The organism is Blautia sp. AF19-13LB (genome assembly GCF_003479105.1).
Lineage (GTDB): Bacteria > Bacillota > Clostridia > Lachnospirales > Lachnospiraceae > Fusicatenibacter > Fusicatenibacter saccharivorans.
The window spans coordinates 1-15660 of the sequence record NZ_QUGO01000019.1; the positions used below are offsets into that span (position 1 = coordinate 1).

At 48.1% G+C, this 15660-nt stretch carries 12 protein-coding genes; 7 read left to right on the forward strand and 5 right to left on the reverse strand.

Translation table 11 applies throughout. The features are described 5' to 3' along the window. Positions 1-85 precede the first annotated feature (85 nt). Positions 86-991: an AraC family transcriptional regulator gene (locus DWX32_RS15860; RefSeq protein ID WP_055267788.1), complete on the reverse strand. Its 906-nt coding sequence runs from the start codon at positions 989-991 to the stop codon at positions 86-88. Positions 992-1192: 201 nt separating this feature from the next. On the opposite strand from DWX32_RS15860, the gene DWX32_RS15865 reads away from it, so the two are divergent. Next, positions 1193-2980: an ABC transporter ATP-binding protein gene (locus tag DWX32_RS15865; protein ID WP_055267790.1), complete on the forward strand. Its 1788-nt coding sequence runs from the start codon at positions 1193-1195 to the stop codon at positions 2978-2980. Positions 2981-2991: 11 nt separating this feature from the next. Beyond that, the gene (locus DWX32_RS15870) at positions 2992-4779 is read left to right on the forward strand and encodes an ABC transporter ATP-binding protein (protein WP_055267792.1); all 1788 of its coding nucleotides are present in this window, start codon (positions 2992-2994) and stop codon (positions 4777-4779) included. 158 nt (positions 4780-4937) lie between these two features. On the opposite strand, the gene aroE is transcribed toward DWX32_RS15870, so the two are convergent. The 4 genes from aroE to DWX32_RS15890 form a co-directional block, all read right to left on the reverse strand. Then, positions 4938-5810, reverse strand: coding sequence for a shikimate dehydrogenase (aroE, locus tag DWX32_RS15875; protein WP_055218962.1), 873 nt, complete (start codon positions 5808-5810; stop codon positions 4938-4940). A 201-nt stretch (positions 5811-6011) separates the two neighbouring features. After that, the gene (locus DWX32_RS15880; RefSeq protein WP_334291836.1) at positions 6012-6902 is read right to left on the reverse strand and encodes a quinate/shikimate dehydrogenase; all 891 of its coding nucleotides are present in this window, start codon (positions 6900-6902) and stop codon (positions 6012-6014) included. Between the two features lie 102 nt (positions 6903-7004). Beyond that, the gene (locus tag DWX32_RS15885; RefSeq protein WP_118660537.1) at positions 7005-9026 is read right to left on the reverse strand and encodes an oxidoreductase; all 2022 of its coding nucleotides are present in this window, start codon (positions 9024-9026) and stop codon (positions 7005-7007) included. Between the two features lie 71 nt (positions 9027-9097). After that, positions 9098-10045, reverse strand: coding sequence for a LysR family transcriptional regulator (locus tag DWX32_RS15890; protein WP_118660539.1), 948 nt, complete (start codon positions 10043-10045; stop codon positions 9098-9100). 281 nt (positions 10046-10326) lie between these two features. Here DWX32_RS15890 and DWX32_RS15895 point away from each other — a divergent pair, with 281 nt between their 5' ends. The 5 genes from DWX32_RS15895 (at position 10327) to DWX32_RS15915 (ending at position 15486) form a co-directional block, all read left to right on the forward strand. After that, positions 10327-11541 carry an MFS transporter gene (locus tag DWX32_RS15895; RefSeq protein WP_117510065.1) on the forward strand — a complete coding sequence of 405 codons (1215 nt, stop codon included), beginning with the start codon at positions 10327-10329 and terminating at the stop codon, positions 11539-11541. A 109-nt stretch (positions 11542-11650) separates the two neighbouring features. Then, positions 11651-12412 (forward strand): type I 3-dehydroquinate dehydratase, encoded by a 762-nt coding sequence (gene aroD, locus DWX32_RS15900; protein ID WP_055226275.1) that lies wholly within the window; start codon positions 11651-11653, stop codon positions 12410-12412. Between the two features lie 104 nt (positions 12413-12516). Further along, positions 12517-13149: a TRAP transporter small permease gene (locus tag DWX32_RS15905; protein WP_118660541.1), complete on the forward strand. Its 633-nt coding sequence runs from the start codon at positions 12517-12519 to the stop codon at positions 13147-13149. Further along, entirely contained in the window at positions 13149-14438 is a 1290-nt protein-coding gene (locus tag DWX32_RS15910; RefSeq protein WP_118660543.1) for a TRAP transporter large permease, read from the forward strand. The genes DWX32_RS15905 and DWX32_RS15910 overlap by 1 nt, the downstream gene beginning before the upstream one ends. Positions 14439-14454: 16 nt before the next feature. After that, positions 14455-15486, forward strand: coding sequence for a TRAP transporter substrate-binding protein (locus DWX32_RS15915; protein ID WP_243037610.1), 1032 nt, complete (start codon positions 14455-14457; stop codon positions 15484-15486). The last annotated feature ends 174 nt before the right edge of the window (positions 15487-15660 follow it).

The following is a 15660-nucleotide window of genomic DNA, read 5'->3' on the forward strand; positions in this document are numbered from 1 at the left end:
AAGATATCTAATCCATTTCGGAATAAATATCTTCTGCTTTTAAGTTAATGACATTGTGCTTTTGCAGGGTTTTTTCATTTTCAGATTATCCCAGCTTCGCCGGGAGAGACGAGGAAACCGTGGTCTGGTGCTTTTGACGGAATTGCCGCGGGGTGATCTGGTACCGCTTTTTAAAGGTGCGGATCAGATGACTGCAGTCCGCAAAGCCGGTCTCGGCTGCAATATAGTTCAGGTCATAGTCGGTAAAAAGAAGCAGGTTTTCAACCTTGTTCAGGCGGATAAACTCGATATACTGCTTACAGCTCTGCCCGTAATGCTTCAGAAAAAGTTTGGCAAAATAGGAGTAGCTCATGTTGTATTTATGTGCCAGTGCCTCGATATTGATGTTTTCCTGGGAATGGCGGTCGAGATAGACGAGGATATCCTGCATACTCTGTTCCTCACTCTCGGAAATCGATTCGGGATTGAAACAGATTCCCTGGCAGTGCCAGATACGCAGAAGCCGGAGAAACAGTGTGGAAAAGAGAGAATAGATATAGGCATCATAACCGTATTTCTTTTCAAGAGCCTCCCTCTCAAGGGTTACAAAAAAATCATGGAGATTCAGCTCTGAGAGATCTTCCTGCGTAAACAAAAGCGAAGGATAGGTCATCGTGGCGATTTTATGGAAAGCAAAGCTCAGGTTCGGAAGGTAGCTTCCGGTGAGCTGGATGCGGTTCAGGTTGAATTTGATACAGAAATAGCGGAATGGCCGATCCTGGTCTGCGGCAAGTGCGTGGACCGTCTGTGGAGGAAACAGGATGAAAGAGCCCGGTTTTATGTGGTAGACGGAATCGTTGCAGCTCACGAGAAGAGAACCTTCCTGCAGATAAAGAACCTCCGTAAAATAGTGCCAGTGGGATTTGACCGGCATGGAAAAACTGTCGGAGCAGCAGGAAAAGGCTTCAATCGGCGAGTGCAGGATGTCACTGTATTCAAAAAGATTCTTCAACGGAAAAGTCCCCCTTCAGGTAAAAAATATTCAGTATTTTTCTGGGAATATCAGTTTCGGAAAAATAGAAACATTCTATTTTTGTACAGTCGCATTATATCATATCCAAATGAAAATTGATACAATGGCGAAAGCATTTGAAAGAAAATTAATGCTGAATTTGGTAACTCAATTTCCTAAGATAAGGGGGGATATGAAAACATGAAAAGCAACACGAAACAATTCCCGAAAAACAAAATTGCGTGGCTGTGGGAAAACATGGAGGGAAAACGGGCGCTGTACTTTGTCGGTATTCTCGGAACCGTTTTGTACAATATTCTGCAGCTTACGATTCCCTATTTTTCGGGAAAAATTGTGGATCTGTTTTTAACGGGGGAGAACGCGGCGACAAATCTTCAGGTACACCGTGACCTGCTTTACCGCTTGCTGTTTGCGATGGTCGGCTTTACGTTCCTGCGTGTTATCGTTGTTTATGGCAGCTGTATGATCTATGAGACGGTGTCGCAGAGTGTTCTGTACCGGGTGCGGAATTATCTGTACGACAAGCTTCAGCGTCAGGATATGACGTTTTACAGTACCTATCGGACAGGAGATCTGATGACACGGCAGACAGGAGACCTGGATGCGGTGCGTCACATGGTTGCATGGGTTGTACGAATGGTGGTTGAGTCATTTTCTCTGTTTGCTGCAGCGGCCGTTTTCTTCCTGTATACGAACTGGAAGCTGGCACTGTGCGTTCTTGTGATTTCACCGTTTGTATTCTGGATTATCTATCTGTTCCGGAACCGCGTTGCCCCGATGCATGCGGCGCTGCGTGAAAAACTGGCACAGATGAATACATGCGCACAGGAGAATATTTCCGGAAACCGCGTTGTCAAAGCGTTTGCAAGAGAAGATTACGAAATCGAGAAATTCGACCGTGCCAATACCGACTATGCGGAGACGAATAAGGCAACCGGAATGGTATGGCTGAAATTTTTCCCGATTGTCGAGAGTATTGCGAACCTGATGCCGGTTGTCCTGCTCGCAGTCGGCGGTGTTTTTATGATCAGAGGACAGCTTACTATGGGAGACTATGTGGCATTTTCAGGCCTCATCTGGGCAATCGCCAATCCGATGCGTCAGATGGGAAATATCATGAACGAATTTCAGCGGTTCTCAGCAGCGTCGAAAAAGGTCATGGAGCTGTATTACTCCGAACCGAAAATCAGGGACGAAGAAAATGCCGTTTCCCATCCGGAGCGGTTTGAAGGCAAAATCGAGTTTGATAACGTTTCCTTCCAATACGAGGATGGTGATTTGCCGGTTCTGCACAATATTTCCTTCACGGCCCATCCGAACGAGACGGTTGCGATCATGGGCGAGACCGGCTGCGGCAAGACATCGCTGATCAATCTGATCCCGCGGTTTTATGAGCCGACAGAAGGACAGATCCGGATTGACGGAATTCCTGTAGAACAGCTGAAGCTGTATGATCTCCGAAAACAGATCGGACTTGCCACGCAGGATGTTCTGCTGTATTCTGACACGATCGAGGGAAACATTGCCTACGGCGATGATTCGATCAAGATGAACGAGGTTGTCAAGTTTGCAAGGTATTCCGCTGCGGCAGATTTCATTTCAAAGATGCCGGAGGGCTACGATACCCTGGTCGGAGAGCGCGGTGTTGGTCTTTCCGGAGGCCAGAAGCAGAGAATTTCTCTGGCAAGAGCACTGGCGATCCGTCCATCGGTTCTGATTCTTGACGATACAACATCGGCGGTTGATATGGAAACAGAGAAACAGATTCAGCAGTCCTTACGGGAGCTTGATTTTCCATGTACCAAGATTGTGATTGCACAGCGAATTTCGACAACGAAAACAGCGGACAAGATTATTGTTCTGCAAAATGGCTATATTGAAGAAATGGGAACACATGAGGAACTGATGGAGAAGAAGGGTTACTATTATGAACTGGTGAAGCTGCAGACCGGTGTGGATGAACTGTAGGAGGGGAAGCAATGGCAAAAAATACATACAAGCAGGATGAAGTGCTCGAAGAGCCGTTTGACATCAAGCATCTGCTCAGAGCTTCATCCTATATCAAAAAATATGCAAAACGGATGGTTTTTGCGATCCTTTTGAGTGGCATCGGCGGTGCGTCCGGCTATGTGGCGCCGATGATTATCCAGCGGGCGCTGGACCTTGCAATTCCGGAGAAAAACGAGAGGCTTTTATTTTCTCTTGTGGGAATGCTGGTCGGCATCTATCTGGTGAGCGTGATCTTCACAACAATCCGAAGCCGCATTATGGTGGATGTCAGTCAGAGTATCATCTATGATATCCGAAAAGATTTGTTTGCACATCTGCAGGAGCTGCCGTTCCAGTATTACGATGACCGCCCGCACGGCAAGATCCTGATTCGGGTTGTCAATTACGTCAACTCGGTGTCGGATATGCTGTCAAATGGTCTGATCAACATCGTTCTGGAGAGCTTCAACCTTCTGTTTATCGTGATTTTCATGTTTCTGGTTGATGTGCAGATGGCATTTGTCGTGCTCTGCGGCGTGCCGGTGCTGTGCGTTTTCATGGTCTGGATCAAGAATAAACAGAGACGTGCATGGCAGGCAGTTTCGAACAAGAACTCAAACCTGAATGCCTATCTGCAGGAGAATATTGTCGGAGCCCGCATTACGCAGATCTTTGCACGAGAGGATGAGAATGCGGAGATTTTCAAAGATCTTTCCAAGGATTGCCGCAGAACATGGAATACAGCAGTTCGCTATTCCAACCTGGTATGGCCGGGTATCGATTCAATTTCCGTCTGCGTGCGTGCTGCCATTTTTCTGTCCGGTCTGATCCTTTTCGGGCAGGGAAATAAGTCGGTTGGTACGATTGTAGCGATTTCGAGCTATGCATCGTATTTCTGGCAGCCGATCATGAACCTTGGAAACATCTTCAATAACTTTATCAACAACATTGCGTATCTGGAACGTATCTTTGAGACGATGGATGAGCCGGTGACGGTAAAGGATGCAAAAGATGCCGTTGAAATGCCAAAAATCCGCGGTGAGGTGACCTTCGATCACGTAAATTTCTCGTACGATGCGTCAAAACAGATCTTAAACGATGTTTCGTTTACGGTAAAACCGGGTGAGAGTGTGGCGCTTGTCGGACCGACCGGAGCCGGAAAGAGTACGATTGTCAATCTGATTTCACGGTTTTACAATGTCAATGGCGGTCGCGTCCTGATCGATGGACAGGATATCTCGCAGGTGACCATTCATTCCCTGCGTGAGCAGATGGGTATTATGATGCAGGACAGCTTTATTTTCTCGGGAGATATTGAGGATAATATCCGTTACGGAAAGCTTGACGCAACGCATGAGGAGATTGTGAAGGCGAGCAGAACTGTCTGTGCGGACGAGTTTATCAGCAAAATGCCGGATCGCTATCAGACGGAGGTAAGGGAGCGTGGTTCCATGCTGAGCCAGGGACAAAAGCAGCTCATTTCGTTTGCGCGTACCCTGCTTTCCGATCCGGCCATTCTGATTCTCGATGAGGCGACCTCAAGCATTGACGTACAGACCGAAAAAGCACTGCAGACGGGACTCAATGCCATGCTGAAGGGCAGAACCTCATTTATCATTGCGCATCGTCTGTCTACGATCCGCAACTGCGATAAGATTATGTATATCGATAACGGCGGTATTATGGAGAGCGGAACACATGATGAGCTGATGGCAAAGAAAGGCCATTATTATAAACTGTATACAGCACAGCTTGATGAAGTACAGAAAGCGGGCTGATCAAAAAAGATCATAAAAAAGATTATAAAAAAGGCTTCTGCCAGCGGATAAAAATCCGTGGCAGAAGCCTTTTGCCGTTTCTTGTTCGTGTCGCTTTTTGCGCGTGTCGCCGAAGCGACCCGCCGCAGGCGGAAAATTCGGCAAAGCAGGAGTTCTTCTTATTTTCCGGAGAAGTATTTCTCTTTGATGATCTCAACCGGCATATCCTCGCCAGTCCACAGTTTGAAGGAAGCAGCTCCCTGGTATAACAGCATGTACATACCGTTTCCGGTCTTGCATCCAGCCTCTTTTGCCTCACGCAGCAGGCGGGTTTCCTGCGGATTGTAGATCACATCGAAAACGAAGAGGTCTTTGTGGAACATCGTTGTGTCGGTGATGATGGTGTTCTCGGTTTTTGGAGCCATTCCGACGGAAGTTCCATTGACAAGAATGGCGCTGTCTGCGATGGATGCGCGAAGGACTTCCGGATCGGAGAAGTCGTGCAGGGTAACCTTGCAGGAAGTACGCTCATTGAGTTTTGCAACGATTTCCTCGGCTCTTCCGAAGAAATTGTCTCTGACGTTGAATACATTGATCTCAGCCACGCCGTCGAGGGCTGCCTGTACCAGGATTGCAGTAGCAGCGCCGCCGGCACCGAGCAGAGTCATCTTTTTGCCGATGATGTCTACGCCGTTTTCTGCAACTGCTCTCATGAAGCCGACGCCGTCGGTGGTGTAAGCGGTGAGAACGCCGTTGTCGTTGACGATGGTATTACATGCGCCGGAGATCTCCGAAGCAGGAGAAACCTTGTCTGCCAATTTGCACATGATATTTTTGCCAGGCATGGTGATGTTCCAGCCTCTTGCACCCATGGTGCGGAGTCCTTCGACTGCCTGCGGCATTTTGTCTTCCGGTACATCAAAGGCAAGGTAGCTATAATCAAGGCCGAGCTGGTCGCATGCTTCGTTGTGCATTTCCGGAGAAACACTGTGTGCAACCGGGCTTCCGAGTAAACATAATAATCCGGTGTGTCCTGTGATGTGTTTTGACATAATTTGAAATCCTCTCTCTCCTCGTATTTCCGCATGATGATAAATCGTGCTGTAGCACTTTAAACTGCTACTATATGAAGTGAATTATACTCCAGATGCCGAAAGAAAGCAAGAAAAAAAGAGGAAATGACGCAAAGTTCATTTCCTCTTTTCGTGTTGGTTTTTGATTAAGGTTTAAGATGGAAAAGATTCGCCCGGAAATCAGATTCCAAGTTTCTCTTTCATGTAGTCAACCGGAGTATCTTTTCCGGTGTACAGCTTGATTGCGATGAGTGCCTGGAACAGCATCATGCCCATGCCGTTGAATACTTTCTCACATCCTGCTTCTTTTGCCTGTTTCATCATAACGGTTTCGCGCGGAGCGTAAACGGTATCCGTTACGATGAGATCTTTTTTAAAGAAGGAAGGATCAGGAATGTTGGAAAGGTCTTCGAGTGGATGCATTCCTACGCCGGTAGCATCGCAGAACAGGTCAGCTGCGTGCATTTTTTCTTTCAGGAGGTCTTTGTCTGCCAGATCGTTCATGGTAGCCTTGCAGTTGGTGTTCTTATTGATCAGATCAACAATTTCCTCTCCACGGCTGTAGAATTTGTCTTTGATGTTGAAGATTTCAATTTCTGCAACTCCATCCAGAGCACCGCGCACTGCAATTGCAGTAGCAGCACCGCCGGTTCCGATCAGGACCATCTTCATTCCCTTGAAATCGATGCCTTCTTCGGTCAGTGCCTGCCAGTATCCCATACCATCGGTGTTGTAGCCTTTCAGTTTGCCGGTTACCTGACCGTTTTCGTCGCGGAGGTTGACTACGGTGTTGATAGCGCCGCATAACTTAGCTGCTTCATCTACCTCGTCCAGATATTTGTGGACAACAGTTTTGTTTGGCATGGAAATATTGGAACCGAGCATTTTCAGCGCGCGGATACTCTGCACAGCATCTTTTAAAGAATCGTTATCAACTTCGAAAGCAAGCTGAATGACGTCATCTCCGTTTTTGTCGTATGCAAGGTTGTGGGTTGTCGGAGACTGGGTGTGACGGATCGGGTAAGCCATTAATCCAACTAATTCGGTATGTCCTGTAATATTTGGCATGATATTTTCCTCTTTTCTTTTTTCATGCTGCGCTGTTTCGGTTTGAAAAAGAGGCAGCGCAGCAGATGATATACAGTTTTTTGTCGGGCTGCTTAAAGTCGATACTTACTCAAGCGGCTCCAGATGCAGGTATCCCTGGGACTCCAGTACATTCAGGATCGCGCGGCCTTCCATGGTACCTTCCATGATACGGCGTGCACGTACGGAATCGCCGATGGTGTATACATAAGTATTGGTATCAGCGAATGCTTCCTGGATCTCCGGCAGAACCGGGTTGTTGGAGCGCATTCCAAGGCAGTTGAATCCGTAATCGAATTTAAGATCTTGAATAGTTCCGTCTGGAAGTTTTACGGTGAATGCGTTTTCTTTTACTTCCTGAAGAGCAGTGTTGACATATTCTTTTACACCGTATTTGTCGTGGGTCTCACGCATGGAGCATTTGGTGATCGGGTCTGCAAGCATACCGATCTGCGGCAGCATATCGATGATGGTACACTCAGCTCCTCTTGGTGCGAAGTACTCGATAACGTCAAGTCCTACGGAACCGCCGCCGACTACAACGACTTTCTTGCCCTGACAGGCTTCTTCCGGATATTTTCCAGCGTTTACGTTGTTGATCATACCAAAGATGGTATCTACGTTTCCGGCTTCGATGTTCTCTTTCAGGCCTTTGATCGGCGGAACAAGCGGAACAGAACCAGTAGCATTGACAACGATGTCTGGTTTGAACTGTTTGATTTTATCTACGGTAGCTTCCGTGTTGAGGAATACATACAGGTTTTTCAGTCTTGCAGCTCTTGCCTCAAGGTATTTCGGGAAATCTTTCATACGGGTCTTGCTTGGAAGATCGGAGATGAAAGTGGAAAGACCGCCGATGTGGTCGTTTTTCTCGAGTACGAAAACGTTGCATCCGACTTCTGCTGCGGTGCAGGCTGCTTCCATACCGGCAGTACCGGCGCCGACAACAACAACGTTACAGTTTTTGTTCACTTTCAGTGCTTTGTAAACATCGCCTTCCGGAACAGCCGGGTTTACGGTACAGCGGATCGGGCGGTTGACACCGATACGATTTCCGGCACATCCGACGTTACAGGAGATGCATTTTCTAAGGATATCTTCCTCGCCGTTTTCCACCTTCTTTACCCAGTTCGGCTCAGCGATCAGGCCGCGTCCCATGCCGACGATATCTACATCGCCGCTTTCGAGAACTTTTTCAACGACCTTCGGATCACGGTAGTTACCAGCGTTGATGACCGGTTTTTTGAATTTGTCTTTTACGGCTCTTGCCATGTAGGAACGCCATCCATCTGGCAGGAAGTTGGAGTCGATCTGATACTGAAGAGATGGGTTCAGACCGCAGGATACGTCGTACATATCTACGAACTCATCCAGGTACTCCAGGTACTCGAGCGTATCTTCCAGCGTATTTCCACCCGGAACACGCTCCTCGGCAGAGATACGAACGATGATCGGGAACCACGGTCCAACGTTTTTCCGTACTTCTTCCAGTACCATACGCGGGAAACGCAGACGGTTTTCTACAGAACCGCCGAACTCGTCTGTTCTCTTATTGTAATACGGGGAGATGAACTGGCTCATCAGGTAGGAATGGCCGCAGTGGATCTCGATGGCATCGAAACCGATGGCCTGCACACGTTTTGCGGCCTCGCCGTATTTTTTTACGGTTGTCATGATTTCTTCTTTTGTCATCGGACGAGGGGTTTCTCCGCCGGCTTTTGTCGGGATGTTGGAAGAAGAAACGGTTTCCATACCGGTTCTTGCGGAAGATGCGGAAGCTCCGGCGTGGTTGATCTGGATCGCTACGGTAGCACCGTTTTTATGAAGGTTTTCGACTAACTGATAGTAGCGCGGCATAAAGCTGTCGTGGTCGATACGGATCTGGCTGGTTCCGTTGGAACCGACCGGGTACTCGATGTTGGCGTTCTCCAGAATAATAAGACCAACGCCGCCTTTTGCGCGGAGAGAGTAGTAGTTCATATGACGGTTACTCATTTCACCGCTTGTCTCACCGTAGTTGGTTCCCATCGGGGTCATTGCAATACGGTTTTTAATCGTTGTTCGTTTGATGGTAATTGGCTCGAAAATTTTTGGGTAAGCACTCTTCATGAAAATTTCTCCTTATTCATTACATGAGCGGTAATCCTCTGTTTGTGACAAATCCATCATAACTCTTTCGACTAAAAATTAACAATATCTTTCAGATAAACTTTCGATACGTTTTCGCTATCATTTTCGGTCTCTTCAATAATGTCAGCGTGCTGTTTCATATATTCGGTAAACCGTTCGACAGCCGGAAGCCGGTAGCGGTTCTTCATCCAGAACATAAAGGTCTGATGATAAATCTCGAGACCTTTCAGCGTATGGATACGGATGCCGTCTGCCTGTTCCAGAATATCGGTTCGCGGCATAAGCGCGATACCGAAATTTTCGCGCACCAATGCCGCAATCGAATATTCATCCGGGCATTCCATGATAATATTCGGATGAAGCTGATATTTTCGGTAGAGATGACCAGTGTAGGCCCCCATCCAGGATGCGCGGTCGTAGCCGATCACCGGATAACGGGTAAGCATTACAAGCGGAACCTCCGGTTCATCGGCAAGCGGATGATGTTCCGGGGATACGATGACAAGCGGCTGCTGGATCAACGGAAAAAACTCCATGTCGTCGCGCTTTAAAAAGCCGCCAAACCCAAGATCGAGTTCGCCGGATTTCACCTTCTGTGCAATGGCCGGGGTATGGTTCTGCCAGAAGCTAAAGGCAACGTTTTTGTTTTCTTCTTTGTCCAGAAAGGTGCGGACGTTGTGCGGAATATAATGTCCGGCAAGTGGAAAAATATAACCGATATTGATTTTTCCGCCACCGGAGGCGAGCTCTTTCATCTTGCCTGTCGCAATATCACAGTCACCTGCGATCCGGTCTGCATGCTCCAGAAAAAGGCGGCCGGCATTGGTAAGGACAACACCGCGCCCTTTCTTTTCAAACAGCGTGATTCCAAGCTCACTTTCAAGGGCGGCCATCGAACGGCTCAGGGATGGCTGGGAAATATAAAGCTCCTCTGCCGCCTGGTGATAATTTTCCAGCCGGGCGACCTTTCGGAAATAGAGAATCTGATTCAGTGTCATGTGGTTTTTCCTCCTGAAAAAATGGTTCCGTAAGAAAATCTTTGCTTCCTCTTATTATGATAACTCAAGTATACCATATCAATGCATTCAATGCATTGGTTTTTTCCTTTAAAAGCATTAGACCGTACACGCTTTCACTGCTAAAATAAAGACAAATGTTATTTTTTTAACATTCACGAAACTGGTAATCTGTTGTTTGTGACAAAACAAAAGGATGAACCGAACAGAGGAAAAAGACAATTTGACCTCAACACATGATCTATTTAAAAAGGAGAGAAACCATGAACAAGAAATACCTGCCAAGTGCATTAATTTTGTACTTGAACTACTTTATCCACGGTGTTGGATGCTCTATTCTGGGCCAGGCAGTCATCAAAGAGGCTCTGGCAGCAGCATGGGGAGTGGAAGCAATGGCAATTACCGCAATTTCCGCAGCACTCGGTCTTGGCCGTCTGATCGCACTGCCATTTGCAGGTCCTCTGTCCGACAAGCTCGGACGTCGCATTTCCACCGCAATCGGAAGTGCTTCCTATGCAATTTACCTGATCGGCCTTGCTCTTGCATTTCATGCAGGAACACACGGCGGTTACACCATCGCTTACGTATGCGCCATCATCGGCGGTATCGCAAACTCCTTCCTGGATACCGGTATTTACCCGGCAGTATCCGAGATTATTTACAAAGCTCCTGGCGTTGCTACCATGGGAATCAAATTCTTCATCGCAATCGCTCAGATGCTGCTTCCATTTGTTCTTGGTGTAGCTGTTACTTCTACAGCAGCAGGCCTTACCTCCTACAATCCGTTATTCTACGGATGCGGAATCGCTTATATCGTACTTTTTGTACTGGTATTCCTGTTCCCGCTGCCAGACGCTGACCAGAAAGCATCCGGCAAAAAAGAGGGTCTGATCGACAGTCTGAAACATACACATTTCTCCTTCGAATCCATCGCCATGATCCTGATCGGATTCACCTGCACCGGTACATTCCAGCTGTGGCTGAACTGTGCACAGAACTTTGCAAAAGAGAATGTAGGCTGGGCTGATCCGTCCATCATGCAGACCTATTATTCTGCAGGAACCATGCTGGCACTGATCGTAACAGCATTCCTGACCAGAAAAATCAAAGACGTTCGTTTCATCGTTGTTTACCCGGCAATCTGCCTTGTAACCATGATCGCAGTCCTGATGGGACAGAGCAAACCGCTGATGATCGCCGGTGCCTTCATCATCGGATGGGCAGGCGCAGGCGGATTGCTTCAGATCGCAACTTCCGTTTGCAATATGCTGTTCCCGAAAATCAAAGGAACCGTAACCGCATTGGTTATGATTGCATCTTCTCTTTGCAACTACACCATCCTGACCGCAGCATCTAAAATGCAGCCGTCCGGCGTTATGACCATGAACATCGTTCTGACCGCAGTTGGCGTTGCACTTGGACTGTTTGTAAACATTCGCTATAAAAAAATGGTTGAACTTGCGCAGCAGGACAACTAAAATGAGATTAAGGATTGCGGAGTACGAAGAGCCAAGTAATCCGGGCGTGAAAAAGAAAAGCCTGCAAAAGAAAAGTCAGGGTTAATATTGAAGAAAGAAGGAAAAACACATGAATACAGTAAAAGTTCGTGATATTGAAATCGGTGCCGGTGCACCGAAGATCATCGTTCCGATCGTAGGAGTTACCAAAAACGATATCATCGAAGAAGCAAAAACCTTCCATTCGATTCCGGTTGACGTTGTAGAGTGGCGTGTAGACTGGTTTGAAGGCGTATTCGACTTCGCACAGGTAGAAGATGCATTAAAAGACCTTCGTGCAGCACTCGGCAATATTCCGATTCTGATGACGTTCCGTACCTCCAAAGAGGGCGGCGAGAAAGCTATCGAGCCGGAAGCATACGCTGAGCTGAACATCAAGGCAGCACAGACCGGATACGTTGATCTGATTGACGTTGAGATCTTCACCGGAGATGAGATCGTAAAGAAAATCATCGACGGCGCACACGCTGCAGGCGTAAAGGTTGTTGCTTCTAACCATGATTTCTTCAAAACTCCTGCAAAAGCAGACATCATCTACAGACTGCGCAAGATGCAGGATATGAACGCAGACATTCCGAAGATCGCTGTTATGCCGCAGAATAAGAAAGATGTTCTGACCCTGCTTGCGGCAACAGAGGAAATGACCACCAATTATGCGGACAGACCGATCATCACCATGTCTATGGCAGGCACCGGTGTAATCAGCCGTCTCTGCGGTGAGGTGTTTGGTTCTTCCATGACCTTCGGCGCGGCGAAGAAAGCATCCGCACCGGGTCAGATGGGTGTGAATGATCTGAGCACCGTTCTGGATCTGCTTCACAAAGCCATGTAACCGTTTTTTCTTTGGGGGACACCGGTATTTTTAGCTTTGCTGTTGATGCCGATGTCCCTTTTGTATTATTGTTCTGTTATAAATTTAACGGAGGTATGCCTTTTATGAAGAGAGTATTTCACTGGCTGGATGAAAACTTGGAAGAATTTCTTCTTGTGATCGGTCTGATCGCCATGACGCTGATCATGGGAATTCAGGTTTTCTGCCGCTACGTCCTTGGCATGTCGCTGTCGTGGTCGGAAGAGCTGACCAGATATATTTTTATCTGGTGCGGTTTTTTAAGCGTCAGCTACTGCAGCAAAAAATGCCTTTCCATCAAGATCGAGCAGTTTGTTGCGATTTTCCCGCGGAGAGGAAAAGCCATCTTCAAAATTGTGAATCATACGTTTGAACTGATTTTTTTCATCTATATGATTCCGTTTGCTTTTTCTTATATGATGTCGTCAGTTAAAAGCGGCCAGCTTTCCCCGGCCTGCAAGATCCCGATGTATTTTGTCCAGGCAGCACCGCTAGTCTCCTTTGTGCTGGTTGCATTCCGTGTTTTGCAGCGGTGGATGATCGAGTTCCGTGTGGCACGCGGTGAGAACGTTTTCGACCCGGCCCATCCGGAGCGAAATACGCCGGAATCCTTCATCGAGGCAAATGCCGGAGCAGATAACGCCACAGAAAATGCCCTGAACGCGGGTATCGACAACCGCATCCATACGATTAAAAATTCGAATGAGGAGGAACGCTAATGCCAGTCGTAGTATTATTTCTGATTTTTGTTGCATTGCTGGTCATCGCTGTTCCGGTATCGATTACCCTTGGAATCACATCTGTGCTTCCGTCGGTGTTTGACCCGTCTTTTACGGTAGGAGCCAAATATCTGATCCGTGCCATGTTCGGAGGACTCGATTCCTTCCCTCTGCTGGCAGTTCCGATGTTCGTCCTCTCCGGTATCATCATGGCTAAGGGAGGCATCTCCAAAAAACTGTTTGATGTCTTTGCCTATTTTCTCGGAAAATTCACCGCAGGTATGCCGTGCGCCGTTATCGTCACCTGCCTTTTTTACGGTGCGATTTCCGGTTCCGCTCCGGCGACCGTTGCTGCTGTCGGAAGCATGACAATCCCGATTCTGACTACCCTTGGTTATGATCTGACATTCTCCACAGCGATTGTGGCAGTTGCCGGCGGCCTTGGCGTTATCATTCCCCCGAGTATTCCGTTCATCATGTACGGTATGGCTTCCGGCGCTTCCGTCAGCGACCTGTTTCTTGCCGGAATTGTACCGGGTCTGATGATCGGTCTGCTGCTGATGCTTTATGCCATCTATCACTGCAGACGGTATGGGGAGGACAAAGAGAAGATCCATGCGGAAGTCAAAGTGCTGCATGACAAAGGCCTGCTTCGCGTTTTAAAAGAGAGCTTTTTTGCACTGCTCAGTCCGGTGATCATCCTTGGCTGTATCTACAGCGGTGTCGCTTCCCCGACTGAGGCGGCTGTTATCTCCGTATTCTATGCATTGATCATCAGCCTTCTTGTGTACAGGAGTATCCGCATCTGCGACATCTGGTCCATTCTGGTTGAGGCGATTCGTACCTTCACCCAGATCCTGTTTATTCTGGCGGCATCGACGGCATTTTCCCGTGTGCTGACGCTGATGCAGGTACCGCAGACGGTCAGCGAGTTTATCCTGAACAACTTCCACAGCCCGGTTGCGATCCTTCTGATCATCAATGTATTCCTGCTGATTGTGGGAATGGTGATGGATACCACACCGGCAATCCTGATTCTGACCCCGATCCTGCTGCCGATCGTACAGGCAATCGGTATGGATCCGATTCAGTTTGGTGTGATCATGGTTGTCAACCTGGCGATCGGCTTCGTAACACCGCCGATCGGCGTCAACCTGTTCGTGGCAAGCTCCCTGACCGAGGTTCCGGTCATGCAGATCGCAAAGAAGGCTATGCCGATGATCGGTTTCTTCCTTGTGGCACTGCTGCTGATTACGTTTATTCCGGCGATTTCGATTGGAATTTTATAGGGAGGAGCGAAGGACAATGAAAAAGATGACAAAAAAGAAAAAGCTTTTCCGAAAAGTGACGGCACTTGCCGCTGTCATTGCGCTTGGCGCATCGCTTGCCGGCTGCGGCTCTTCCGATGGAGAGACGACACAGCGCTATTCCTGGCCGCTGGCAACGGCGAGCCCGGAGGACACGGTAACGCAGATCTTCGCTGAGAAGTTTGCGGAAGAGATTTCAGAGCTGAGCGATGGAAGGATGAAAATTCAGGTTTACGCAAACTCAACGCTTGGCGGCGACCGCGATCTGCTGGAAACGTGTGCTGACGGCGATATTCCGTTTGTCGTACAGAATACGGCACCGCAGGTTTCTTTTATGGGGGATCTTGCCGTGTTTGATTTGCCGTGTGTGTTTGATTCTCTCGATGAATGCCGTGAGAAGATTGATAATCCGGAGTTTTACGAGTTGATCAGCAATGTTTACACAGAGGGCGGCTATCACCTGCTCGGTATGGCGGATCAGGGATTTCGTGTCATGAGTACGAATAAGCCGGTTTACAGCTTTTCGGATTTCAAGGGCCAGAAGATCCGTACCATGGAGAACAGCTACCATCTGGCATTCTGGAAAGCCATCGGTGCCAACCCGACGCCGATGAGCTTCAGTGAGGTTTACATCGGCCTGCAGCAGCACACGATTGATGCGCAGGAGAACCCGTATGAGGTCATCGTTTCGAATAACCTGTATGAGCAGCAGGATTACGTAGTGGAAACGAACCATCTGCCGCATCTGATTTCCCTGATCGTCAACGATGACTTCTTCAAAGATCTGCCGGAGGACGAGCAGGAGATCATGACAGAGGCCGCAAAGATTGCGACCGAGTACGCAAGAGAGCAGTCCGATGCCCGTATCGCCGATAAAATTGCGACGATCGAGGAGAGCGGAACGAAGATCCTGACTCTTGATGACCAGACAAGAGCGGAGATCCGAAAGGCGTCGAAGAGCGTGTATGAGTCGATCGAGGAGAATATTGACCCGGCAATTTACAATGCTTATATGGATGGCATTGAGTAAGAAAAAGAAAGATGAAATTCCCGACAGCAAGGCACAAAAAACGACGCTTTGCCGCCGGGAATTTTTGCGTCCGCCAAGTGGGGGGGATTCGCAAAGATTGCCTTGCACAGTCGAAACGGCAAGACTATAATGGGGCTCAGAAGATTTAAAAAATTAGGACCAGAGGAGGTACAG

Bases quoted from the DNA above. Each gene is read 5' to 3' on its own strand.
- DWX32_RS15865 (WP_055267790.1), top strand. From the start codon at position 1,193: ATGAAAAGCAACACGAAACAATTCCCGAAAAACAAAATTGCGTGGCTG.
- DWX32_RS15870 (WP_055267792.1), top strand. From the start codon at position 2,992: ATGGCAAAAAATACATACAAGCAGGATGAAGTGCTCGAAGAGCCGTTT.
- aroE (WP_055218962.1), bottom strand. From the start codon at position 5,810: ATGTCAAAACACATCACAGGACACACCGGATTATTATGTTTACTCGGA.
- DWX32_RS15885 (WP_118660537.1), bottom strand. From the start codon at position 9,026: ATGAAGAGTGCTTACCCAAAAATTTTCGAGCCAATTACCATCAAACGA.
- DWX32_RS15890 (WP_118660539.1), bottom strand. From the start codon at position 10,045: ATGACACTGAATCAGATTCTCTATTTCCGAAAGGTCGCCCGGCTGGAA.
- DWX32_RS15895 (WP_117510065.1), top strand. From the start codon at position 10,327: ATGAACAAGAAATACCTGCCAAGTGCATTAATTTTGTACTTGAACTAC.
- aroD (WP_055226275.1), top strand. From the start codon at position 11,651: ATGAATACAGTAAAAGTTCGTGATATTGAAATCGGTGCCGGTGCACCG.
- DWX32_RS15905 (WP_118660541.1), top strand. From the start codon at position 12,517: ATGAAGAGAGTATTTCACTGGCTGGATGAAAACTTGGAAGAATTTCTT.
- DWX32_RS15910 (WP_118660543.1), top strand. From the start codon at position 13,149: ATGCCAGTCGTAGTATTATTTCTGATTTTTGTTGCATTGCTGGTCATC.
- DWX32_RS15915 (WP_243037610.1), top strand. From the start codon at position 14,455: ATGAAAAAGATGACAAAAAAGAAAAAGCTTTTCCGAAAAGTGACGGCA.